This window comes from Oligella sp. HMSC05A10 (assembly GCF_001808335.1).
Taxonomy (GTDB): domain Bacteria; phylum Pseudomonadota; class Gammaproteobacteria; order Burkholderiales; family Burkholderiaceae_B; genus Oligella; species Oligella urethralis.
Window position 1 is genome coordinate 1 of sequence record NZ_KV792903.1, and the last position, 22518, is coordinate 22518.

At 45.6% G+C, this 22518-nt stretch carries 22 protein-coding genes and 1 other RNA gene; 18 read left to right on the forward strand and 5 right to left on the reverse strand.

Translation table 11 applies throughout. From position 1 onward, the window contains the following. Window positions 1-32: 32 nt before the first annotated feature. A complete protein-coding gene (locus HMPREF3144_RS04755) occupies window positions 33-701 on the reverse strand; it encodes a hypothetical protein (RefSeq protein WP_246823898.1) in 669 nt (222 codons plus the stop codon). A 96-nt stretch (window positions 702-797) separates the two neighbouring features. Between HMPREF3144_RS04755 and ssrA the strand changes: the two genes are divergently transcribed. After that, window positions 798-1123: a transfer-messenger RNA gene (ssrA, locus tag HMPREF3144_RS04760) on the forward strand. Between the two features lie 25 nt (window positions 1124-1148). Here ssrA and HMPREF3144_RS04765 read toward each other — a convergent pair. The 4 genes from HMPREF3144_RS04765 to ompA form a co-directional block, all read right to left on the reverse strand. Next, window positions 1149-1766, reverse strand: coding sequence for an OmpA family protein (locus tag HMPREF3144_RS04765; protein ID WP_018026144.1), 618 nt, complete (start codon window positions 1764-1766; stop codon window positions 1149-1151). Continuing rightward, the gene (locus HMPREF3144_RS04770; protein WP_018026143.1) at window positions 1759-2442 is read right to left on the reverse strand and encodes an HAD family hydrolase; all 684 of its coding nucleotides are present in this window, start codon (window positions 2440-2442) and stop codon (window positions 1759-1761) included. The genes HMPREF3144_RS04765 and HMPREF3144_RS04770 overlap by 8 nt, the downstream gene beginning before the upstream one ends. Continuing rightward, entirely contained in the window at window positions 2439-3152 is a 714-nt protein-coding gene (gene ubiG, locus HMPREF3144_RS04775) for a bifunctional 2-polyprenyl-6-hydroxyphenol methylase/3-demethylubiquinol 3-O-methyltransferase UbiG (RefSeq protein WP_070476711.1), read from the reverse strand. The genes HMPREF3144_RS04770 and ubiG overlap by 4 nt, the downstream gene beginning before the upstream one ends. Window positions 3153-3286: 134 nt before the next feature. Further along, entirely contained in the window at window positions 3287-3856 is a 570-nt protein-coding gene (gene ompA / locus HMPREF3144_RS04780; protein WP_018026141.1) for an outer membrane protein OmpA, read from the reverse strand. A gap of 458 nt (window positions 3857-4314) precedes the next feature. Here ompA and gyrA point away from each other — a divergent pair, with 458 nt between their 5' ends. The 17 genes from gyrA (at window position 4315) to ccoS (ending at window position 22223) form a co-directional block, all read left to right on the forward strand. Further along, window positions 4315-6981, forward strand: coding sequence for a DNA gyrase subunit A (gene gyrA / locus HMPREF3144_RS04785; RefSeq protein WP_070476713.1), 2667 nt, complete (start codon window positions 4315-4317; stop codon window positions 6979-6981). 5 nt (window positions 6982-6986) lie between these two features. Further along, window positions 6987-8117, forward strand: a complete 1131-nt coding sequence (gene serC / locus HMPREF3144_RS04790; protein WP_036560042.1) for a 3-phosphoserine/phosphohydroxythreonine transaminase — start codon at window positions 6987-6989, stop codon at window positions 8115-8117. Window positions 8118-8123: 6 nt separating this feature from the next. Next, complete coding sequence (gene pheA, locus HMPREF3144_RS04795) at window positions 8124-9233, forward strand: prephenate dehydratase (protein WP_070476715.1); 1110 nt, start codon at window positions 8124-8126, stop codon at window positions 9231-9233. Between the two features lie 15 nt (window positions 9234-9248). After that, complete coding sequence (hisC, locus tag HMPREF3144_RS04800) at window positions 9249-10409, forward strand: histidinol-phosphate transaminase (RefSeq protein ID WP_210394295.1); 1161 nt, start codon at window positions 9249-9251, stop codon at window positions 10407-10409. Further along, window positions 10409-11365 (forward strand): prephenate dehydrogenase, encoded by a 957-nt coding sequence (locus HMPREF3144_RS04805; RefSeq protein ID WP_018026136.1) that lies wholly within the window; start codon window positions 10409-10411, stop codon window positions 11363-11365. Before hisC ends, HMPREF3144_RS04805 begins: the two co-directional genes overlap by 1 nt. Before the next feature lie 49 nt (window positions 11366-11414). Beyond that, window positions 11415-12731: a 3-phosphoshikimate 1-carboxyvinyltransferase gene (gene aroA, locus HMPREF3144_RS04810; protein ID WP_070476717.1), complete on the forward strand. Its 1317-nt coding sequence runs from the start codon at window positions 11415-11417 to the stop codon at window positions 12729-12731. A 37-nt stretch (window positions 12732-12768) separates the two neighbouring features. Then, window positions 12769-13449 carry a (d)CMP kinase gene (gene cmk / locus HMPREF3144_RS04815; protein WP_018026134.1) on the forward strand — a complete coding sequence of 227 codons (681 nt, stop codon included), beginning with the start codon at window positions 12769-12771 and terminating at the stop codon, window positions 13447-13449. 148 nt (window positions 13450-13597) lie between these two features. Next, the gene (gene rpsA / locus HMPREF3144_RS04820; RefSeq protein WP_018026133.1) at window positions 13598-15313 is read left to right on the forward strand and encodes a 30S ribosomal protein S1; all 1716 of its coding nucleotides are present in this window, start codon (window positions 13598-13600) and stop codon (window positions 15311-15313) included. A gap of 2 nt (window positions 15314-15315) precedes the next feature. Further along, entirely contained in the window at window positions 15316-15675 is a 360-nt protein-coding gene (locus HMPREF3144_RS04825; protein ID WP_018026132.1) for an integration host factor subunit beta, read from the forward strand. 160 nt (window positions 15676-15835) lie between these two features. Continuing rightward, window positions 15836-16195 (forward strand): LapA family protein, encoded by a 360-nt coding sequence (locus tag HMPREF3144_RS04830; RefSeq protein WP_018026131.1) that lies wholly within the window; start codon window positions 15836-15838, stop codon window positions 16193-16195. Window positions 16196-16198: 3 nt separating this feature from the next. Then, on the forward strand, window positions 16199-17449 hold the full coding sequence (lapB, locus tag HMPREF3144_RS04835; RefSeq protein WP_070476719.1) for a lipopolysaccharide assembly protein LapB: 1251 nt from the start codon (window positions 16199-16201) through the stop codon (window positions 17447-17449). Window position 17450: 1 nt separating this feature from the next. Then, entirely contained in the window at window positions 17451-18380 is a 930-nt protein-coding gene (gene rfaE1, locus HMPREF3144_RS04840; RefSeq protein ID WP_070469936.1) for a D-glycero-beta-D-manno-heptose-7-phosphate kinase, read from the forward strand. Next, window positions 18377-19369 (forward strand): ADP-glyceromanno-heptose 6-epimerase, encoded by a 993-nt coding sequence (rfaD, locus tag HMPREF3144_RS04845; protein WP_018026128.1) that lies wholly within the window; start codon window positions 18377-18379, stop codon window positions 19367-19369. Before rfaE1 ends, rfaD begins: the two co-directional genes overlap by 4 nt. 136 nt (window positions 19370-19505) lie before the next feature. After that, entirely contained in the window at window positions 19506-19901 is a 396-nt protein-coding gene (locus HMPREF3144_RS04850) for a ComEA family DNA-binding protein (RefSeq protein ID WP_244264045.1), read from the forward strand. Window positions 19902-20050: 149 nt separating this feature from the next. After that, entirely contained in the window at window positions 20051-20968 is a 918-nt protein-coding gene (cysM, locus tag HMPREF3144_RS04855) for a cysteine synthase CysM (RefSeq protein ID WP_018026125.1), read from the forward strand. A 17-nt stretch (window positions 20969-20985) separates the two neighbouring features. Continuing rightward, window positions 20986-21978 (forward strand): P-type ATPase actuator domain-containing protein, encoded by a 993-nt coding sequence (locus tag HMPREF3144_RS04860; RefSeq protein WP_018026124.1) that lies wholly within the window; start codon window positions 20986-20988, stop codon window positions 21976-21978. 59 nt (window positions 21979-22037) lie between these two features. Then, window positions 22038-22223, forward strand: coding sequence for a cbb3-type cytochrome oxidase assembly protein CcoS (gene ccoS, locus HMPREF3144_RS04865; protein ID WP_018026123.1), 186 nt, complete (start codon window positions 22038-22040; stop codon window positions 22221-22223). The last annotated feature ends 295 nt before the right edge of the window (window positions 22224-22518 follow it).

The window sequence follows — 22518 nt, forward strand, 5'->3', positions numbered from 1 at the left end:
AGGGATGAGGTGCAAACCTCACCCTACTCGATTTAAATTAGAAAGTGTACTTTCGATAGATCCACTGTTTTAAAAAGCTCTTGCCCTAAGTCCGTCGCTGAAGGATTGTCATTGGCTTGCAGTAAATGATAGGCATTTTCTGAGGCCTCAATCAGATCGTCAATCACGCCTTCTGTTAGTTCGGCAGCGTATGCCCATTGCTCAGTGGGGTAGTGCATTAGGCTTTTAGCTTTTTCATTTGGGCTTGCGCTGCTCACCGCTTTTTTGAAAAAGAACTTGTTTTTGACTGCTGCCGACTGATTTAATAAATGGATAAGGCTCTTATCGAGCGCAACGCCATCTTCAATCACTACCACATAATCTGCTTCATTAAATAAACCAGCACCCTGTGCATTTTGTAGAAACCAATTAAGAGCGACTATTTTTAATAGCGCTTGATAGGCTTGCGCATCTACTCCGCTCGCTTTTAAATCCTGCAATACTTGATTGGCTTTAAATTCAGCCAACAGATCGGTATGTTCAAGCAAGGCTTGCTTTTGCTGTGGATTGAGCGCCTCTTCAGCGTATTCAATCACTGCGATTGGACATGCCTCATAATCGCGGTTGAGGCTAAATACGCATTGTTGAAGCTGTGTTAGTGCCGCTGAAGCGGTAGCTGGTACTTGATTAATAGCAGATAAAATAAGAAATGCAGCTTTCATAACGATGGAGCAGAAATAAGCAAAAAGCCCGGTCATTAGGGATGCCGAGCAGCAATAGATAACCCTTAATCATAACCTAAATTTAGTCCATCACGGCGCATCTTGCTATCTTAAATCAATTTTGCTATAGTAGTAATTAAGCTGTATATCTGATTGACTGACAGTTTTCTGGACGCGGGTTCGATTCCCGCCGCCTCCACCATAAGTGCATTGCGCACGGCGGTGTACTTATGATGGGGGCGTCATTGGTTTCGACAGGGAAAAATAGGGAGATTGGCAGCCGGTAGGCGAAGACCGTAAATCTAGCAAACCTTATAAATGCAAATGACGAAAGTTACGCATTAGCCGCCTAATATGGTGTCGCTAGGAGTTTGATCCACTTGGCAACAGAACGGATTAAAGGGGCTTCGGCCCCTTTTTTATTTGCTCAGCTTGTGCTTGTGTAAATTACTTTAAGCGATATAGATACAGCTCAATACGCCGGTTTATCAGACGGTTCTCGCGGCTATCATTACTTACCAAGGGGTCAACCGAACCGCGTCCCTCTAACTCAATTCTAGAGCTTCTAAGGCCTTTTTTGATCATGTAGTTAGCGACACTGCTGGATCGATTGAGCGATAGGATCTGGTTTTGTAGATCGTCACCACTGCTGTCGGTATGACCGACAATGCGCACACGTAATTCTTGACGGGCGTTCATAACCTCAACGATTCTGTTCAAAAATGCGTGAGATTTACGATTAATTCTGACGGTATTACCCACAAAAACATCAGCCGCAGGTATAAGTACACGCAAACTACCATCGTGCACTTGATTGACTTCAATCGCTAAATTCGTCGTATTAGCAGTATTAATCGTCTTGGTGAGTTCCTGCCAATTGCCGGCGACCCATGTCACAGGGCTACCAGTAGCAGGTCGACCATCTGGCTCAACTCTAAAACTACCTTTGCCGCCTTGGCTGCTGCTGTCCATCGTGGCGGTGCAGGCACTCAAAAGGAGCGTGCTAATAATCACGCCCGCTTTGGAGAGTTTAACTAGGGGAGAGTAAGGGCTTGTACTATGCATTAATCATACCTTTTGTATCAGCATCACCAAAAAGGATAGTGGCAATGTCTGCCGGGTGATGCGCAATTGCGTCGGCTTGAGTAGCTATTGCACCCTGTTTGTCTAAGCTGTAACCGTAACTGAGTGCAATCGTTTTCATGCCAGCTTCTTTACCGGCAATAATATCACGTTCATCATCACCGATATACACACATTGATTAGGTGTTTTACCTATTTTTTCAGTGGCATAAATTAAACCCCCGGGATGAGGCTTAATATAAGGGGTGGTGTCGCCGCAAACATTTACACTGCTGCGAGCGCTTAGTTTTAAATAGTCCAATAGTGGTAGTGTGAGAGCCTCACTTTTATTGGTCACAATGCCCCAAAGTAAATGACGTGACTCAATTGTATCTAATAGCTCGCTGATTTGTGGAAAAAGGTGGCTATTATCAAGCATGCAATCACGATAATCCTCTAAAAACCTATCCCTGAAATAGGGATAAACCAAGTCCTCCTGATTTAGCTCCAGCGCAACCTTTAATAAGCCACGCGTACCTTGTGAGGCGACGACGCGTAAGCGCTCATAAGGCAAGTCTGGTAGTTGGCATTTTTGACGCTGTAAGTTTGCTGCTAAGGCTAAGCCAGGCGCACTATCAACAAGCGTGCCGTCTAAATCAAATAAAACCGTATCAATCATTTTTGAGCGGCCATAAAGTAATTAACCGTGGCATCTTGCGTTAAGGTGTAGTGTTTAGAAAAAATATTGTATTTAAGACCGCAGATCGATCTTAGAGATAAACCAGATTGCTCAATGGTTTGACGCAGCTCACTAGGCTTTAACAGTTGCTTATAACGATGAGTACCCTTAGGGACGAGTCCCAAAATATATTCGGCCGCGACAATTAATTGTAAAAAGGACTTGGCATTGCGATTAATGGTAGAGAAAAACACCCAACCACCGGGCTTGACCATTTGAGCACAAGCGCGAATAATCGAATGCGGATCGGGTACATGCTCTAGCATCTCCATACACGTAACCACATCAAAATGCTCGGGATACTGTGCCGCCATTTCCTCAGCAGGGATTTTTTTATAGTCGATGCTGAGTTGACTTTCTAGGCTATGCAGTCTGGCGACGGTTAGGGACTTTTGTGCCATATCGATACCGGTCACATTGGCACCGGCTTTAGCAAGGCTTTCCGCTAAAATGCCACCGCCGCAACCCACATCAATAACATCTAAGCCATCTAAACTGCCGACATGATCGATGATCCATTGACTACGTAGGGGATTAATTTGATGGAGGGGACCGAATTCACTCTCGGTATCCCACCACTTGGAGGCAACAGCGCTGAACTTTTCAATCTCAGAGGGGTCAACATTAATATGCTTTGGGTGATCACTCATGGTGTACGTTGTGCTCTCTACTAGGGGAATTAAATCAATTTATCATAAAAAAAGGCCCCGCTACTAAACGGAGCCTATTGCAATATCAGTGGTACTTCTGCTTAATCAAAGCAGAAGTAAACGCTATGCAGTAATTACTGAGCGCGTGTACCAACGATTTCAATCTCAACACGGCGGTTGCGTGCGCGACCTTCGCGAGTAGAGTTGTCAGCGATAGGCTGAGTCTCACCACGACCGGAAGCGATGATTGAATCAGCAGGGATGCCGCGAGAAACTAAGTAGTTTTTAACAGCAGCTGCACGACGCTCAGATAAACCCTGGTTGTACTGTTCAGAACCAACGCTGTCGGTGTGACCAACCGCAATGATTGACTCTAAAGAAAGTTGCTGTGCTTGTTGAGCAACTTGGTCAAGAATATTACGACCCTCAGGTTTGATAGTAGCTTTGTCGAAATCAAAGAAAGTATCTGCGTTAAACGCTACTTTGTTAGCAACCATCTCAGGTGCAGCTTCTGGAGCGCCACAACCTTGAGCTGCAGTTGCTGGAGTCCAGTAGTTGTTACGCCAGCAGTGCTCGTCTGAACCGTTCATCCAAACGATACCGTAGTTGTTTACCCAGTTATCAATTGTTTGAGCAGATGCTACGCCAGTAGTTGCAGAGGCTGCAACGGCGAATGCTAATGCGAATTTAGAGGCTTTGTTCATGTTTCTCCTCGATGAGCTAAATAAAGCTAAAAAGTTACTCGCAGCGAAACCGCCGCAGAATGGAAATCAGGTTTAGTATAGCAATCAATGAAACATCATTCAAAGTGTTTTGAATAGATTTTCTAAGATGCCCGTTTAAGATGTTAAATGATTTCCTATTTTTTTGCTTAAGTTAATCATGTAAGTATCTGTATTTTATAGATAAATACAGCTTTTTGGTTGTAATTGTTGTTTATAAGCAACTGCGATATGGATAGAAGCTGATTTTTCTCGACTCAATTGCGCACTAGAATGTTGTAAAAAAACAAATGTATAAGCAAGTGCATCTTAAAAAAGATACTTGATGTTTTTGTATAAATTTGCTCCTGGGTTCACGCCTAAGTTTTAGCTGGTCGATAAATGTTAGAATAAAGGGTTAAATTTGTAAAATAAAGCGTTATAGCTGTTAGCGAGTAAATATGGATTCTTTTGCTAAGGAAACGATTCAAATCTCTTTAGAGCACGAAATGCGTCGTAGCTATTTAGACTACGCCATGAGTGTTATCGTTGGTCGTGCGCTACCTGATGCGCGTGATGGCTTAAAGCCGGTTCACCGTCGTGTACTGTATGCGATGGATGTACTAAACAATGACTGGAACCGTCCGCATAAAAAATCTGCCCGTATTGTCGGTGACGTCATCGGTAAATATCACCCTCATGGTGATATTGCCGTATACGATACGATTGTGCGTATGGCGCAGGATTTCTCGCTACGCTATACCTTGGTTGATGGTCAGGGTAACTTCGGCTCGATTGATGGTGACGGTGCGGCCGCCATGCGTTATACCGAGGTCCGCTTATCTAAGATTGCCCACGAGTTATTGGCCGATATTGAGCAGGAAACCGTCGATTTCGGACCTAACTATGATGGCTCTGAGTTAGAGCCACTGGTGTTGCCTACACGCCTACCTAATTTACTAGTCAATGGCAGCTCGGGTATTGCCGTGGGTATGGCCACCAATATCCCGCCACATAATTTATCCGAGGTGGTTGACGGTTGTTTGTATGCCTTACGTAATCCAGAGTGTAGCGTTGATGAGTTGATCGAAATTATTCCGGCGCCTGATTTTCCAACAGGCGGTATTATCTATGGCACTCAAGGCGTGATTGAGGGCTATCGCACAGGGCGGGGTCGTGTGGTGATGCGTGCTAAAACGCATTTTGAAGAGATTGATCGCGGTAATCGCCAGGCCATTGTGGTGGACGAAATTCCTTATCAGGTCAATAAGAAAACACTACAAGAAAAAATTGCCGAGCTCGTCAACGATAAGCGTATTGAGGGTATTTCTGATATACGTGACGAGTCGGACAAAGAGGGTATGCGTTTAGTGATTGAGCTAAAGCGCGGTGAGATGCCTGAAGTGGTATTAAATAACCTCTATAAAATGACTCAGCTCCAGGATACCTTTGGCATGAACTTGGTGGCCTTGGTTGAGGGTCAGCCTCGCTTGTTGAATCTTAAGCAATTGGTCGAGTGCTTCTTACGACATCGTCGTGAGGTGGTCACTCGGCGTACCGTGTTTCAACTGCGTAAGGCACGTGAACGTGGTCATGTGTTAGAGGGTTTGGCAGTCGCCTTAGCCAATATTGACGAGTTTATTCGTATTATTCGTGCGGCGCCGACGCCGCCAGTGGCACGTGAAGAGTTAATGTCACGTGAGTGGGATGCTTCACTGGTGCGCACCATGTTGGATGCGGCCGATGAGGGTAGTGTGATGGGGGGTGCGGCAGCCTATCGCCCAGAGGACTTAGAGCCGGAGTTTGGTTTGCAGGCAAATGGGCTATATCGTCTAAGTGAGGTGCAGGCCCAAGAAATTCTTAATATGCGTCTGCAACGCTTAACCGGTCTTGAGCAAGAAAAGATTGTCTCCGAGTATGAGGAGGTGATGCGTTTAATTGCCGATCTGATTGATATTCTTGCTAAGCCAGCGCGTATTTCAAATATCATTGCTGAGGAGTTGACCGCGATTAAGACGGAGTTCAGCACCAATACTAAGGATGAGCGCCGTTCCACTATCGAGCTTAATGCCAATGAGATCGATATGGAGGATTTAATTACGCCGACGGATATGGTGGTGACCTTATCGCAAGAGGGCTACATTAAGAGTCAGCCATTGTCTGAGTATCGTTCTCAGCGTCGTGGCGGTCGTGGTAAGCAAGCGACTTCGATGAAGGAAGACGATGTTATCGACAGCTTGTTTATTGCTAATACACACGATTACTTACTCTGTTTCTCTAATCATGGTCGCATGTATTGGCTCAAGGTCTACGCAGTGCCACAGGGTGGTCGTAATTCGCGCGGTCGTCCTATTGTTAATTTGTTCCCACTGGCCGAGGGCGAGCGCATTAACGTGGTCTTGCCGGTCAAGGAGTTTACTGAGGACCAGTATGTGTTTATGGCAACCTCCAAGGGTACGGTGAAAAAAACACCATTGACTGATTTTTCTAATCCGCGTCGCGGCGGTATCATCGCCGTTAATCTAGATGAGGGTGACTTCTTAATTGGTGCTGAATTAACTGACGGTAAGCACGATGTAATGCTGTTTTCCGATGATGGTAAGGCAGTGCGCTTTGATGAAAGCGATGTCCGTCCGATGGGTCGTAATGCGCGCGGTGTGCGTGGTATGAATCTGGACGATGAGCAATTGGTGATTGCCTTATTAGTGGCTGATGATGAGGGTCGCAGTGTGTTAACTGCGACTGAAAACGGCTTTGGTAAGCGTACCTCAATTACCGAGTATCCGCGTCATCGTCGTGGTAATAAGGGCGTGATTGCCATTCAAACCTCTGAGCGTAATGGTAAGGTCGTAGGTGCAGTCTTAGTTGAAGAGGCGGATGAGATTATGTTGATTACCTCCGCTGGCGTTTTGGTTCGTACCACGGTAGAGCAAATCCGCGAAATGGGTCGAGCTACCCAAGGGGTGACCTTAATTAATTGTGATGAGGGTGACTTCTTAACCGGTGTTAAGCGTGTGGTAGAAAGTGATTTGGATGAGTCCGAGAGTGCGGAGGAAGCATCTACGGATTCAGCGAATGAGCTTGATGATCAAAGCCCCGAGCCTGATGACTCAGCGGCTGAGGAGTAGTGAATATGAAGCAGTTTTGGAACTTTTCGGCGGGTCCCTCTGTGTTGCCTAAGGAGGTTTTGCAGCAGGCAGCTGAGGAAATGTTGGATTGGCACGGGAGTGGTCAATCGGTGATGGAAATGAGTCACCGTGGTGCTGAGTTCACACAGATTTGTGATGAGGCGGAAGCGGATTTACGCAAGCTGCTAGGCGTCGGTGATGAATGGGCGGTGTTTTTTAGTCAGGGTGGCGCAAGCGCACAAAACGCGATTTTGCCAATGAATTTGATTGCCTTAAAAGAGGGTAGGACGGCTGATTATGTGTTGACTGGCTCTTGGTCTAATAAAGCCTATAAAGAGGCCAAAGGCTATGGTGAGATGCGCATCGCAGCTAGTAGTGCCGAGGCACGTGAGATTGACGGCGTGCAGTATCAAGCTTGGCAGTGGGCGCCTGATTTTAGTGAATGGCAAATAAACCCCAAGGCCTCCTATCTGCATTATTGTAGTAATGAAACGATCGGTGGCGTTGAATATGCCCAGCTCCCTGATAAGGCAGCTATCGGTGCTGAGGGTGTGCCATTGATTTTGGATACCTCATCCCATTTTCTGGCGCGTGCTTGGAATCTTGAGGGCGTCGATATGTTGTATGCGGGGGCGCAGAAAAATGCTGGTCCAGCCGGTAGCACCATCATTGTGATACGACGTGAGTTGATCGGTCAATGTGAAGCGATTTGTCCTGATGTCTTTAATTATAAAAATTTAGATGAGGCGCGCTCACGATTTAATACGCCACCGACCTATAGTATTTATATGTCAGGCTTGGTCTTTAAATGGTTATTAGCTCAGGGTGGTTTAGCGGCCATAGAACAACAAAATAAGGCGAAAGCCAAGCGTTTATATGACTATATTGACAGTACCGACTTTTATCACAATTTTGTGCAGCCGTCGCATCGTTCGATTATGAACGTTCCTTTTGTTACTGCCAATGAAGCCTTGGATGCTCAGTTTTTAAAAGGTGCCAAGGAGCGCGGCTTATTAAATCTTAAGGGCCATAAGTCGGTGGGTGGGATGCGTGCTTCGATTTATAATGCCATGCCGATTGAGGGGGTAGAGGCCCTTATCGACTATATGCAAGACTTTGAGCGTCAGCACGGATAGGAAGCCATGAGCAGCGAATTGAATCAGTTACTTAAGCCTTTGCGTGACAGAATTGATGCCATTGATCATCAAATTTTGGATTTGCTAAATCAACGCGCTCAAACCGCGATTGAGGTAGGTAAGGTAAAGCACGCTTACAATGCCGATGATGCGATTCTAAAGCCTGAGCGTGAGGCACAGGTGATCGGTGCCTTGCAAGGGGATAATCTCTACGGCACCTTTCCTAATACGTCGGTGGAGGCAGTGTGGACCGAGATTATTTCGGCTTGTCGCGGGCTAGAACGTGGTCTGACTATTGCCTATTTGGGTCCTAAGGGTTCATTTTCCGAGCAGGCCGCCTATGAGTTTTACGGTCATGCCGTGCAGATGTTGGAATGTCCTTCTTTTGATGAGGTATTTCGAGCGGTTGAGGCGGGGCAGGCCGACGTCGGTATGGTGCCGGTAGAAAACTCCACCGAGGGGGCGGTGAATCGCACGCAAGATTTATTGCTTAGCACCACGCTTAAGGTGCACGGTGAACGTACTTTGCCCATTCGCCATTGTTTAATGAATAAAACGGGTGAGATGAAGGGCGTGGAGCGCATTATGGCACATCCGCAGACACTTGCTCAATGTCACCAATGGCTGTCAGTGAATTACCCTAATTTGCCTAAAGAGCCCGCTGCCAGTAATTCTGAGGCGGCGCGCATTGCCGCCGAGGATCCGACCGTGGCTGCCATTGCGGGTAAGCATGCCGCACTTGCTTGGGATTTAAGCATGGTGTCTGAAAATATCCAGGATGATGCCAATAATAAAACCCGATTTTTAGCGATAGGTCATATCGTTAATCAAGCCAGCGGCAATGATCAAACGAGCCTGATTGTGGCCGTACCTAACCGAGTTGGGGCCTTGCACGACTTAATTGCGCCTTTTTTAAATCATGGCGTCTCGATGTGTAGGTTTGAGTCGCGTCCTGCCCGTACTGGTCAATGGGAGTATTATTTTTACATCGATATTTTGGGTCATCGTGATGATGATAATATCCGTGCTGCCCTAAGTGATCTGGAGGCGCAGTCTTCATTCCTGAAGATTCTTGGCTCCTATCCACGACAAAGTGATCCGACCACATTAATTTAATCTTAAGCGATAGCGATGAGCGATTTAAACTTAAATAAGATCCCGATTTCAGCAACATCTGACTTTTCAGTACCGGCTAATATCCGTGCTATTAGTCCATATCGTGCCGGTAAGCCAAGCTCTGAGTTGGCGCGTGAGTTTGGCTTAGAGCCAGCTTCTATTGTTAAGCTAGCCTCGAATGAAAATCCTTTAGGTTTTTCGCCACGGGTTAAGCAAGCTTTAATTGATTATTTAAGCACCAGTTCATTGGCTGAATTAGGTCGTTATCCTGACCCCAATGCCTTTGATTTAAAAGCTGTACTGGCACAGCATTACGGTGTTGAGATGACAAATCTCACCATCGGTAATGGTTCTAATGATTTGTTGGAAATCATTTCTTTAGCTTTTTTGGATGAGCATAGTTCAGCTGTCTATTCGGAACATGCCTTTGTGGTGTATAAGCTCAGCACCCAAGCTCGTGGCGCCCGACATTTGGCGGTGTCGACAAAGGGTTTGGGTTTGGATTTAGAGCGTATGTATGAGGCGATTGAGGAGGATACTCGCTTGGTGTATATTGCCAATCCGAATAATCCGACCGGCACCTTTCATCCTAGGGATGACATTATCGCTTTCTTAGATCGTGTCTATGCGAGTCGTGGTAATAAGACCTTGGTGGTTCTAGACGAAGCATATAATGAATACCTTGATCATGAGCTGCGTTTTAATAGTGCCGAGTTGATAAAGCACTATCCGAATCTAGTCGTTTTGCGCACTTTTTCCAAAGCCTATGGTTTAGCTGGCTTGCGGGTTGGTTTTGCGATTGCGCAGAGCGAAGTCACGGATTATCTGAATCGTGTGCGGCAGCCATTTAATGTTAATACCTTAGCTCAAATTGCGGCAATGGTGGCCTTAGAAGACGAGGAGTTTTTAGCGCAAAGTTATCAAATGAATAAAGCGGGCAAGGCCTATTTATCGGCTGAGTTTGAGCGTATGGGGATAGCCTATGTGCCGAGCTTTACAAACTTTATTTTATTTGAAATGAATGAAGCGCCTAAGGTTGCCGAGGCTTTATTAGCCAAGGGTGTGATCGTGCGCCCTGTCGTAGGTGACGGTTTACCTAATCATTTACGCGTTTCAATCGGTACTGAAGAAGAAAATCAGCGCTTTATCGCCGCTTTAAAAGAGGTACTTGCTTAATGCCTAAACTGCTCTCGGCGCTACCTCTGGCGGAGGCGGTGCGTGTCAGTTTTAATGATGGGATTGCGCGCATTGAGGACTTAGCCAAGCCACCGGCCTTTAACACAGTTGGTATTATTGGTGTCGGCTTAATTGGCGGCTCCTTCGCTTTGGCGATGAAAAGCGCAGGGCTTTGTGAGCGCGTGATAGCGGCTGGTAGACAGCAAAGCAGTTTATTCAATGCTAAGGCGCTCGGGGTAATTGATGAGGTGGTGAGTGTTGAGTGCTTAGCAGCAGAGGCTGATCTTATTTTTATTGCTGTCCCCGTTAAAGCCTTTGCTTCGGTGTTTAAGCAATTAATACCACATTTATCAGAGACGGCGATTATTACCGATGGTGGCAGCACCAAATATGATTTGATGATGGAGGCACGGCTTATTTTAGGTGAGCGCATTGGGCAATTTGTACCCTTGCATCCCATTGCTGGCTCACATCAATCGGGCGTTGCTGCTGCGCGCGGTGATTTGTACGAAGATCGCAAGCTGATTATTACGCCTCTGGCAGAAAATGCCCTTGCAGATATTGCTTTGTTAGCAGCTACTTGGCAGGCACTAGGGGCAACCGTGTATTGTATGGATGCACAAATACACGATAGGATTTTTGCTGCTACCAGTCATTTTCCACATTATATTAGTGCGGCTTATATGAACAGTTTATTAGCCTCGGAGCATCGGGAGTTATTTTTAGCCATGGCGGGAACGGGTTTTAGGGATTTTACTCGCATTGCTGCCAGTTCGCCAGAAATGTGGAGTGATATTTTCTTCGCTAATAAAGAAGCCATGTTAGCGCAGCTTGATGATTTTATACGGCAGCTAAATGAAGCAAAAGTTTATCTGCAAAATGAGCAGCAGGATAAAATGTACGAATGGTTTAATACTGCCTCATCTGCGAGAAAAAACTGGCAATTAAAATCATAGTGCTAGATTTGTTCATTTAAATTTAAAATAAACAGTTTCGGAGGTGACCGTGGTTCAGTCAGTGGCTTATTTGGATTTAGCGCCGGTGCAAAAAGCTGCAGGTGAGATTCATTTACCTGGTTCAAAAAGTATCTCCAATCGGGTTTTGTTATTGGCGGCTTTAGCAAAAGGTAGTACCACCGTGCATGGGCTATTGGATTCGGACGATACCACGGTTATGCTAGAAGCCTTAAAAAAGCTCGGTCTACGCATTGAGGATTTAGGCAATCACTCGGTTAAGGTACATGGTGTGGCTGAGTTTCCGGTTAAAAATGCCGATCTGTTTATGCAAAATGCAGGTACGGCGATTCGTCCGCTCACAGCTGCCTTAGCGGTGAGTGGTGGAAGTTACCATTTACATGGTATTCCCAGAATGCATGAGCGTCCAATCGGCGACTTGGTTGAAGCGCTGCAGGGTATTGGTGCAAATATTGAGTATTTGCAAAATCCAGGTTATCCGCCATTACAAATCGAAAGTCCTACTTTGAAAGCAAATACGGTGATTAAGGTGGCAGGCACTGTGTCCTCACAGTTTTTAACTGCATTGCTGATGGCCGCACCCATCATGGCAAAAAAACTTAATCAAGCCATTGAAATTGAGGTGGTAGGGGAGCTGATTTCTAAGCCTTATATCGGTATTACGCTAAATCTGATGCAACGTTTTGGTGTGAAGGTGGAAAATCAGAACTGGCAGCGTTATATTATTGCTGCCGATGCAGTTTATCAATCACCGGGGGAAATTTGGGTTGAAGGTGATGCCTCATCAGCTTCCTATTTTCTGGCTTTAGGTCTACTGGGTGCAGGCCCAATTCGTATTTATGGTATTAATCAGCAAAGCATACAGGGTGATATTTTATTTGCGGATTTTGTGGCAAAAATTGGTGCTGAGTTGCGATATGGGGCGGATTATGTGGAGGTGAGCGCTAATCAGGGAGATGGCTTTCCTAGGGTTAAGGCCTTTGATGAAGACTTTAACCTGATTCCTGATGCAGCGATGACAGCGGCGGTATTGGCACTCTATGCAGATGGTCCTTGTGTTTTGAGGAATATTGCTTCCTGGCGGGTTAAGGAAACCGATCGCATTGAGGCGATGCATGCCGAATTAGCGAAGATGGGTGCGACGGTAGAATCAGGACCTGATTATCTTAAAATCACGCCGCCACAGCACTGGCAAGACGCTGCGATTGAGACCTATGATGACCACCGTATGGCGATGTGCTTTTCGCTAGCGATATTTGCAGATGCCAAGGTGCGCATTATGGATCCAGCCTGCGTGAATAAGACCTTCCCCACTTACTTCCAAGAGTATAAGCGACTCTTGAAATAAGTTAAAATCAACCAATCATACAAAGAATGAGGAAATAATGGATACCATCAGCAATATCCCGGTGATTACGATTGACGGCCCCAGCGCCTCTGGTAAAGGTACCGTGGCGACATTATTGGCGCGTGAGTTGGGCTGGTATGCCTTGGATTCTGGTGCACTTTATCGCTTAACAGCTTTAGACTGTATGAAGAAAAAGGTGGACCTTGATGACCAGGATGCAGTGTCTGCCGTGGCCGCAGGATTATCAATTAAATTCTTACCTGAGGGTGTGTTTTTGCACGATGAGAATGTAAGCGAGAGCATCGGTAGTGAGCAAGTGGGTGCGATCGCTTCTAAAATAGCGGTGTATCCTAAGCTGCGTGCGACCTTATTGCAAAGCCAGCGTAATTGTCGCCGTGCCCCAGGTCTAGTGGCTGATGGTCGCGATATGGGGACCTTAGTGTTTCCCGATGCGGATTTAAAAATATACCTTGTTGCGGACGTGCAAAAAAGAGCTGAAAGACGCTATAAGCAGTTGATGAACAAGGGTTTTTCAGTTAAACTTAGTAGTTTAATTGCAGATTTAGAAGCGCGCGATCAGCGTGATATGAATCGTGAGTATGCGCCACTTAGGCCAGCTGACGATGCGATTACGGTAGACTCGTCGGATTTGGATATTGATGAGACGGTGGCCGTTGTACTGAAGCATTGGTATCACCGTATTGATCCGGCTGAGTAGCTTTAGTGCACTGCAATTAGTTGCAATCGATTTTTGGTCTTTTGCGTAGATAGTTGGTATTTTCTGCACAAAAGTTTGTTAACTCCGTCGGTGCTTGCATCGACGTGTATTTTTATTAGGCATTGATTGCCTTTGGATTATTAATTTAATGACATCCTTAAACTTTCAAGACGCCCTAGGTGGCGAAAGCTTTGCCGATTTATTCGAGAAAAGCATTAACGATCAAGAAATGAAATCCGGTGAAGTTATTTCAGCCGAAGTTGTGGCCATTGACCGCAACCTAGTGACTGTTAACGCCGGTCTTAAGTCTGAAGCCCTAATCCCTATCGAAGAGTTCTTAAACGATCAGGGTGAGTTAGAGGTTGAGGTAGGTGATTTCGTATCAGTTGCTATCGACTCTATCGAAAATGGCTACGGTTCAACCATTCTTTCGCGTGACCGTGCGAAGCGTTTATCTGCATGGTTACAGTTAGAAAAAGCACTAGAATCAGGCGAGTTAGTTAACGGTACTATCACTGGTCGCGTTAAAGGCGGTCTGACTGTGATGACTAACGGTATCCGTGCTTTCTTACCAGGTTCTTTAGTTGACTTACGTCCTGTTAAAGACACCAGCATTTTCGAAGGTAAGACTTACGAGTTTAAAGTAATCAAATTAGATCGTAAGCGTAATAACGTTGTACTATCTCGTCGTGCTGTACTTGAAGTGACCATGGGCGAAGAGCGCGAGAAGCTATTAGAAACGCTCAACGAGGGTTCAGTAGTTAAAGGTACGGTTAAAAATATTACTGAGTACGGTGCCTTCATTGACTTGGGTGCGATTGACGGTCTATTACATATTACGGATATGGCATGGCGTCGTGTTCGTCATCCGTCTGAAGTACTATCCGTTGGTGAGGAAATCGAGGCTAAGGTACTTAAATTCGATCGCGAGAAAAACCGTGTTTCACTCGGCGTTAAGCAATTGGGTGAGGATCCTTGGATTGGCTTATCTCGTCGTTGCCCTAAAGGCACACGCTTATTCGGTAAGGTAACTAACTTAACTGACTATGGTGCCTTTGTTGAGGTTGAGTCTGGTATCGAGGGCTTAGTTCACGTCTCTGAAATGGATTGGACTAACAAAAACGTTGATCCTCGTAAGGTTGTCAGCTTAGGTGAAGAAGTTGAAGTGATGGTGTTGGATATTGACGAAGATCGTCGTCGTATCTCACTTGGCATGAAGCAGTGCCGCTCGAATCCGTGGGAGGATTTCGCTGCTAACTTTAACCGTGGCGACAAGGTTCAGGGCGCAATTAAGTCAATTACCGACTTTGGCGTATTCATCGGTTTACCTGGTAATATCGACGGTTTAGTTCACTTATCTGATCTTTCTTGGAACGAGTCTGGCGAAGAAGCGGTTCGTAACTACAAAAAAGGTGACGAGGTTGAGGCGGTTGTGCTTGCGATTGATACCGATAAAGAGCGTATTTCTTTAGGTATTAAGCAGTTAGAAGGTGATCCGTTCAATAACTACGTCTCTACTAATGATAAAGGTGCCATTGTTAAAGGTACGGTTAAATCGGTTGAGCCTAAAGGCGCAGTCGTTACTTTATCAGTAGATGTTGAGGGTTACTTACGTGCTTCGGAAATCTCTAGCGGTCGCGTAGAGGATGCGACAACCGCACTTAAAGAGGGTGATGAAGTCGAAGCAATGATTCTTAATGTGGATCGTAAGCAGCGCGCAATTCAGTTGTCTATTAAGGCACGTGATAATGCAGAAACTGCTGAACAACTGGAGAGCATCAAAGGCTCAGCTGCTCAATCCGGTACCACAAGCTTAGGTGCTTTACTTAAAGCTAAGCTTGATGAAGCTAAAGACGAAGAGTAACAGTGACGAAATCTGAGTTAATTGAGGCTTTGGCAGCTGCTTTTCCACAGCTGCCGGCTCGCGACATTGATTACGCAGTTAATACCATTCTTGATGCCATGGTTGATGCCTTGGTTGAGGGTAAGCGTATTGAGGTGCGTGGCTTTGGAAGTTTTTCCTTGTCGCAGAGAGCCCCTCGTGTCGGTCGTAACCCTAAATCAGGTGAAAAAGTGATGGTGCCTGGCAAAAAGGTGCCACACTTTAAAGCCGGTAAGGAGTTGCGCGAACGAGTTGATGCGACCTTCCAAGAGGAGTTATCAGCTACGCCGGGGACTGCCACCGGAGTCAATCAAGATAACTGTCAATTAGAAGCTATCGGTTAATTTATCGTTTGCTGTACTGCGATCTTTTCGCTAAACCCGAAGTCTGGAACCATCCCGATTTCGGGTTTTTTTTATTTCGGCTAGAATAATCGCTATTTACTTAAGTTTTTTGCTAATTCCTATTACAATAGACGATAAATAAATTTCCGGAGTGAAGTCGATGAAGTATTTGGTTTGGATTATTCGCATAATCATCTTTGTTCTTGTTTTATTGTTTGCGCTTAATAATACCCATCTTGTGGATGTGAATTTCTTTGCGGATTTACGCGCCAAGGGGGTGCCACTGATTCTCGTGCTTCTCATTGCTTTTGTAGCGGGTTCAGTCTTCGCTTACTTCTTGATGGCGCCGTCTTACTTCCGGGGTAAGTATCAACAGGCTAAGCTAAAAGATGAGATTGCTAGCTTGCACCGTCAGGCCGCCACTAAAGTCCGCGAACAGGTGCAAGAAGATCATGCAAAAGCAGCTAACGCCAATGGTCCTGATATTTTTATTGCCTTGCAGCCTAATAGCAAATCATAAACCATGGAAGCAGGTGTAGATTTCGAGGTTTGGTGGTTTATTTTAATTCCCATTGTGTTTGCATTGGGGTGGATAGCCGCTAGAGTAGACTTCAAACAAATGCTCTCGGAGACGCGGCAGTTGCCAGATTCGTATTTTAAAGGTCTGAATTTTTTATTAAATGAGGATCACGATAAAGCGATTGATGCCTTTATCGAGGTGGCTAAACTTGATACAGAAACCACCGAGTTGCATTTTGCATTAGGTAATTTATTCCGTCGTCGCGGTGAGATTGAACGGGCGATTCGTGTACATCAGAGTCTCTTGAATCGTGCCGATTTACCACGTAAGGATCAGGAGCAGGCTTTATATCAAATTGGTCAGGACTATTTTAAAGCCGGGATGTTTGATCGTTCCGAAGAGGCTTTTAAACGGGTGATGAATAGTCAGAGCCTGAGTGTCTCCGCCATCCGTCATCTGATTCGTATTTACGAGTCGGTGCATGATTGGCCTAAAGCCATCGAAATGGTTGAAAGACTCAAAGCGCTATTAAATGAGCCGGTGCCAGCCCTGGTTCATTATCATTGTGAGCTGGTTGAGCACGCACTACGCATGCAACCCGCTAATCTGAATGAGGCGATTAAGCATCTAGATCAAGCAGAACAGGCGATGCAGGTGGATTCGCTTGAACAACGTAGTGAAGCGTCCATGGCGCGTATAGCCATGCTGCGAGCAGAGATTGCTGCACAACAAGGACAAACTCAGAATCAACGATTGCAGCTTGAGAGTGTACTGAATGATGCACCTAGTTATAGTAGCTTGGTGGCTGAGAAGTTATTACAAAATTATCAACAGACGGATCAGTTAGCGCGAGGGCTTGAGTTATTAGCACGTCATTTTGAAGCACATTTTTCGCTTGATCTATTTGTGATACTACTTAAGCACTATCGTCTACAAGGTGATGATGAGGTGGCGCGTCGTTTTGCTGCTAAAACCTTAGCGGCGCATCCTACTTTACTTGGTTTAAGTAAATTTTTTGAGTCCGAACTCAAAGCCTCGTCAGTAGCAGAAACGGGTTTCACCGCCAGCGAGTCCAGTGCCTTAGCCGAGATACTACAGGTGGATTTTCTATATAAAATTATCCATCAACATGCACAGCGTTTAGATCGTCGTGAATGTCGTGTTTGTGGTTTTCAAGCTCAATCATTTTATTGGCAGTGCCCTGGTTGTAATCAATGGGAAACGTATTCAACCAAGCGCTTAGAGGGAAAGTAGTATGAGCCCTTATCCTATTGCTCAAATTAAAAATAAAAAAATTTTAGTCATCGGCGACTTGATGCTAGACCGATATTGGTTTGGTGAGGTCGATCGCATCTCACCTGAAGCGCCGGTGCCAGTTGTTCGTGTGGTCAAAAAGGAGGATCGCTTAGGCGGTGCCGCTAACGTAGCACGTAACGTGCTTAGTTTGGGTGGCCAAGCAACCTTGTTGGGGGTCATTGGCGTTGATGAGGGTGGCGAGCGTTTGCAAAGTCTGTGCGATGATATGGGTGTTAATGCAGTGCTTAGCCTAGATCAGCACATTAGTACCACCTTAAAAATGCGAATTTTGGGCAGAAAGCAACAAATGCTGCGGGTTGATTTTGAGCATCCACCCACTGATCATAGTCTAAGAAGTGTTTATCAACATCTTGTTGATTTGATTGCTGAACATGATATTTTGGTGTTATCAGACTATGCCAAGGGCGTTTTAAGAGATATTAGAAGCATGATCGCACTTGCTAATCAGCATCAGGTGCCGGTTTTGGTCGATCCGAAGGGGACGGATTACTCACTTTATCGACATGCCAGTCTATTGACCCCTAATCAGTTGGAATTGACGCAAGCAGTGGGTACCTGGAAAGATGAAGAGGAGTTAGTGCAAAAGGCACAAGCCTTACGCGAGAAACTGGCCTTAGAGGCGTTGCTGGTTACTCGTTCTGAAAAGGGGATGACCTTATTTGCGGCAGATGGCGTGCATCATGTGAATGCTGAAGCGAAAGAGGTCTTTGATGTGTCCGGTGCTGGCGATACTGTGTTAGCTACCATGGCCGTGACTCGTGCGGCTGGTATGCGCTGGTCTGAATCAATTAAGTGGGCAAATAAGGCTGGCGGTATCGTGGTAGGCAAGTTAGGGACATCGATTGTTAGTGCAGAGGAATTGTTATGATAGTTGTAACTGGGGCCGCTGGCTTTATTGGTAGTCAATTGCTAAAAGGCTTAAATCAACAGGGCTTAGATGATATTTTGGCGGTTGATGATTTATTGCAAGGCGATAAATTTGTGAATTTACGCAATCATCAAATTGCCGATTATAAGGATAAGGATCTTTTCCGCCAGGAGCTGCTGGCTGATCAGTTGCCCCCCATTTCTATTGTCTTTCACCAAGGGGCTTGCTCCGATACCACAGAGCGCGATGGTCGCTATATGATGGATAATAACTACCAAGTATCGTTGGAGTTATTAAATTATTGTCAGCAGCGAGGTATTCCCTTCATATATGCCTCATCAGCCGCTACCTATGGGGCCAAACAGCGCTTTACTGAAGAGTTAGCGTCAGAGGGACCATTAAATGTATATGGCTATTCTAAATTCCTCTTCGATCAGGTGGTACGCCGTCGTTTGGCTGAGCGTAAGGCGCAGATTGTTGGTTTGCGTTACTTTAATGTCTATGGTCCTAACGAGCAGCATAAAGGCCGCATGGCCTCGGTTGCCTTTCATCATTTTAATCAGTTTATGACTGAAGGGCGGGTGCGCTTATTTGGTGAATATGATGGTTACGGTCCTGGTGAGCAAGTGCGTGACTTTATTTATGTAGAAGACGTAGTCAACGTCAATCTGCATTTTATGCAAAACCCGCAAATCAGTGGTATTTTTAATTGCGGTACTGGGCAAGCGCAACCTTTTAATGATATTGCTCATACGGTGATTAATACGGTACGTCAAGCGCGCGGAGAGGCACCGCTTAGTTTGGAGGAGCAGATCGCTCAAGGTCTTCTGCAATACATTGATTTTCCCGAGGATCTAAAGGGGCGTTACCAAAGCTTTACGCAAGCGAATACTGATAAACTTAGACAAGTGGGTGCCTATCAACATCGCTTTAAGCGGGTACAAGAGGGAGTGGCCGAGTACGTCAAGCACTTGCTGGCACAGAGCTAAACCACTAAGCGGCGGCTAGTCGACTGGCTAAAAATAGCCACTTAAACACATTTACTATTTGCTTTCCCCATAATTAATTAAGTGTTTTTAATTGATGATGGGGATTGTTATGTGTAGCAGATTATCTTTTTTGGCAGTGCTTATTAGTGTTTTTCTTATTGGCGCGTCAGTGGCCTTTGCCCAAACGGTGAATGTCAATACCGCGACCAAGACGGAATTACAAAGTATTAAGGGAATTGGTGAAAAAACAGCGACGCGAATTATTGAGGAGAGGGAGCGTGCTGGTGCGTTTGAGTCGCTTGAGGACTTTGCCCTGCGGGTTAAGGGCTTAGGTCAAAAGCGAGCCGCTAAGCTGGTGGAAGCGGGGTTGATTATTGCTCATGGGGAAACCTCAGGGCAGCCAAAGCCATCCTTGTTATCCAGCGCCACCCTGAAATCGCAGGTAGCACAGGAAGTGGTGGCGGTCAAAAAGCGTGTGCAAGGTAGGTCCTCATCCGTCAGCGCAGAACCTTATTGGGTCAAGCCAAAGTAGTCGCTTGTATGCCACTGCTAAGGACGCTGGGCATGGCGTGCGCTAGCTGATAGCAAACTTTAGCAGCAGAAGCTGGCTTAAGTGTTAAAATGATTACTTGTACTTGCATATAGCTTGCTTTTTGTTAACTATTTCGGTGCCTTAAGTCTATGTCTGAAAAATCAGTTCATTATCCCACCATTGACCAAGTGGTAGGTAATACCCCCTTAGTTCGTTTACAGCGCTTGCCGCAGCAATTCGGCGTGTCGGATCAGGTCGTGATATTAGCTAAGTTAGAGGGTAATAATCCCGCCGGTTCGGTTAAGGATCGCCCCGCACTTAAGATGATCGCCGAGGCTGAAGCACGGGGTCAAATTAAACCAGGTGATACCTTAATTGAGGCCACCAGTGGCAATACCGGCATTGCGTTGGCCATGGCAGCCGCGATTCGTGGTTATAAGATGATTTTAATCATGCCGGATAATTTATCGCTTGAGCGTAGGGCTTCAATGAAGGCTTATGGTGCTGAATTAATCTTGACTGAGGCGGCTAAAGGTGGCATGGAGTATGCACGTGACTTAGCTGAGCAGATGCAAAGCGAGGGCAAGGGGCTGATTCTCAATCAGTTTAGTAATCCTGATAATCCTTCAGCTCACTATACGTCAACCGGTCCTGAAATTTGGCAGCAAACGCAGGGTCAAATTACCCACTTTGTGAGTGCCATGGGTACCACCGGTACCATGATGGGCACCGGCAAGTATTTAAAGGAACAAAATCCATCCATCCAATTAATCGGTGCGCAACCAGCGCCCGGTGCTTCGATTCCTGGTATCCGTAAGTGGGCGCCGGAGTATCAGCCAGCGATCTTTAAGCCTGAGATGATTGATGTTTTTGAACCGATTGAGCAGGCCGAGGCTGAGCAAATGGCGCGGGATTTAGCAGCGCGCGAGGGTATTTTTGGTGGTATTTCCTCTGCTGGTGCGCTAGTCGCAGCGATTCGCACAGCTAAGCGCCTAACCAGTGGTACAGTGGTGTTCATCGTGTGTGATCGAGGTGACCGCTATCTGTCCGATGGTATTTTTAATTAAGTTTTTTACGACGACTAATGAAAGCGGTTTCAATTTTTGCCATACCAAAGGATCTGCCAGCGGCTGAGCGTTTAGAGCGTCGCCGCATGGTGGTGCGTTTAGGCTTGTCGTGGTTGATTATGATGCAGGTGATGATGTTTGCTGCGCCTGGCTACTTCAAGCATCAGTACATGGGCACGGATATTCAAGAGTCGCTTGAGGTTGCTCTGGTATTATTAAATTGGATCGGCTTGTTGCTGACTATTCCGGTACTTTTTTATTGTGCAGTACCCATCTGGAAGGGACTCTTTGCTGCCGATAGTGAGTTTGCGCATCGCCATAGCATGGTCAATATGAATTTACCCGTGGCGTTGGGAATTGCAGTGGCCTTTTTTCCTAGCGTGCATACCACCATTTATCATCAGGGTGAGGTGTATTACGATTCTATCGTAATGTTTATTGCCTTTTTGTTGACGGCACGTTATTTAGAGTATATTGCCGTGCAGTCATCATATATCGCTGGTGAGCACCATGTGCTCGACAGAATTAAGCAGTGTCGTGATGAGGATATGGCGCATGCGGATCGTTATGCCTTTTACTTTGTGATGATACAGATAGCCCTGGCGGTGGTCAGTGGTTTAGTGTGGTATTTTTATATTGATCCGGCTCATGCCCTAGCAGTGACGGTTTCACTGTTTGTGATGAGTTGCCCCTGTGCAATGGCTATGTCGGTGCCGTCTTGCTACGCCGCTGCCCGTACTGTGTTAATTAATGCCGCTGCCGCATCACAAGTTGATGAGACCTTGCTTGAGTCAATCTTGCAGAGAACGCGTCACACTGCACGTTTTTGTTTAACTGTCTCCATTGTTTTTCATCTGTTGATGACGCCACTGGCAATGATTGGTTTGGTGTCGCCGTGGTTAGCTGCCATTATTATGTTTATCTCCTCCATGTGGGTTGGTCTCATGGGCTGGCGCTTATATAAGCGCTTCCGCTCTGAGCTGGAAGCAAGAAACGCAGTAATGCAGTAGAGATGATGAGAACCATCAATACGTATGCTAGGACTTAAGCTAGCTGGAAGCGATTCAGTATGAAAATCTATTTAATTCTCGGTAGCCTAACGATTGTATTTATTGGCTTTATCAGTTTCTTTTTATATTGGGCGGTATTTAAAGGTCAATATGATGATATTGATGAAAAGGGTGATTCCATTCTTTATGATGATGATAGTACGAGTCATCTAAATGGCGATCAGCATAAAATAAGTCATCGCTGATGGTTCAATGTCATCCTGCTAGCGCACACCCTAAGCTTTCTTAAAATCATTGAGTAGCGGAATAATCATAAAAAGTTCCACAGAATAGGGTAATATCTGCACTTCAACTTTGATTTACATCAGAACAAGGTTTTTAGTTAATACATAATGCTTAGCTTTTGTAGTAAAATGTTATAACTTGGGACTGGGTTTTGTTACAACTAGCTTAGTTTCTTTCTTATTAACCCATACTATAAAGCGCTTCTTCCGCAATCAAGCTTTACTAGTATTAATAAGTTTTTTGTTTACAAAGAGG

Coding starts and splice junctions, on each gene's coding strand:
- HMPREF3144_RS04755 (WP_246823898.1), bottom strand. CDS start 701: ATGAAAGCTGCATTTCTTATTTTATCTGCTATTAATCAAGTACCAGCT.
- HMPREF3144_RS04765 (WP_018026144.1), bottom strand. CDS start 1,766: ATGCATAGTACAAGCCCTTACTCTCCCCTAGTTAAACTCTCCAAAGCG.
- HMPREF3144_RS04770 (WP_018026143.1), bottom strand. CDS start 2,442: ATGATTGATACGGTTTTATTTGATTTAGACGGCACGCTTGTTGATAGT.
- ubiG (WP_070476711.1), bottom strand. CDS start 3,152: ATGAGTGATCACCCAAAGCATATTAATGTTGACCCCTCTGAGATTGAA.
- ompA (WP_018026141.1), bottom strand. CDS start 3,856: ATGAACAAAGCCTCTAAATTCGCATTAGCATTCGCCGTTGCAGCCTCT.
- gyrA (WP_070476713.1), top strand. CDS start 4,315: ATGGATTCTTTTGCTAAGGAAACGATTCAAATCTCTTTAGAGCACGAA.
- serC (WP_036560042.1), top strand. CDS start 6,987: ATGAAGCAGTTTTGGAACTTTTCGGCGGGTCCCTCTGTGTTGCCTAAG.
- pheA (WP_070476715.1), top strand. CDS start 8,124: ATGAGCAGCGAATTGAATCAGTTACTTAAGCCTTTGCGTGACAGAATT.
- hisC (WP_210394295.1), top strand. CDS start 9,249: ATGAGCGATTTAAACTTAAATAAGATCCCGATTTCAGCAACATCTGAC.
- HMPREF3144_RS04805 (WP_018026136.1), top strand. CDS start 10,409: ATGCCTAAACTGCTCTCGGCGCTACCTCTGGCGGAGGCGGTGCGTGTC.
- cmk (WP_018026134.1), top strand. CDS start 12,769: ATGGATACCATCAGCAATATCCCGGTGATTACGATTGACGGCCCCAGC.
- rpsA (WP_018026133.1), top strand. CDS start 13,598: ATGACATCCTTAAACTTTCAAGACGCCCTAGGTGGCGAAAGCTTTGCC.
- HMPREF3144_RS04830 (WP_018026131.1), top strand. CDS start 15,836: ATGAAGTATTTGGTTTGGATTATTCGCATAATCATCTTTGTTCTTGTT.
- lapB (WP_070476719.1), top strand. CDS start 16,199: ATGGAAGCAGGTGTAGATTTCGAGGTTTGGTGGTTTATTTTAATTCCC.
- rfaE1 (WP_070469936.1), top strand. CDS start 17,451: ATGAGCCCTTATCCTATTGCTCAAATTAAAAATAAAAAAATTTTAGTC.
- rfaD (WP_018026128.1), top strand. CDS start 18,377: ATGATAGTTGTAACTGGGGCCGCTGGCTTTATTGGTAGTCAATTGCTA.
- cysM (WP_018026125.1), top strand. CDS start 20,051: ATGTCTGAAAAATCAGTTCATTATCCCACCATTGACCAAGTGGTAGGT.
- HMPREF3144_RS04860 (WP_018026124.1), top strand. CDS start 20,986: ATGAAAGCGGTTTCAATTTTTGCCATACCAAAGGATCTGCCAGCGGCT.
- ccoS (WP_018026123.1), top strand. CDS start 22,038: ATGAAAATCTATTTAATTCTCGGTAGCCTAACGATTGTATTTATTGGC.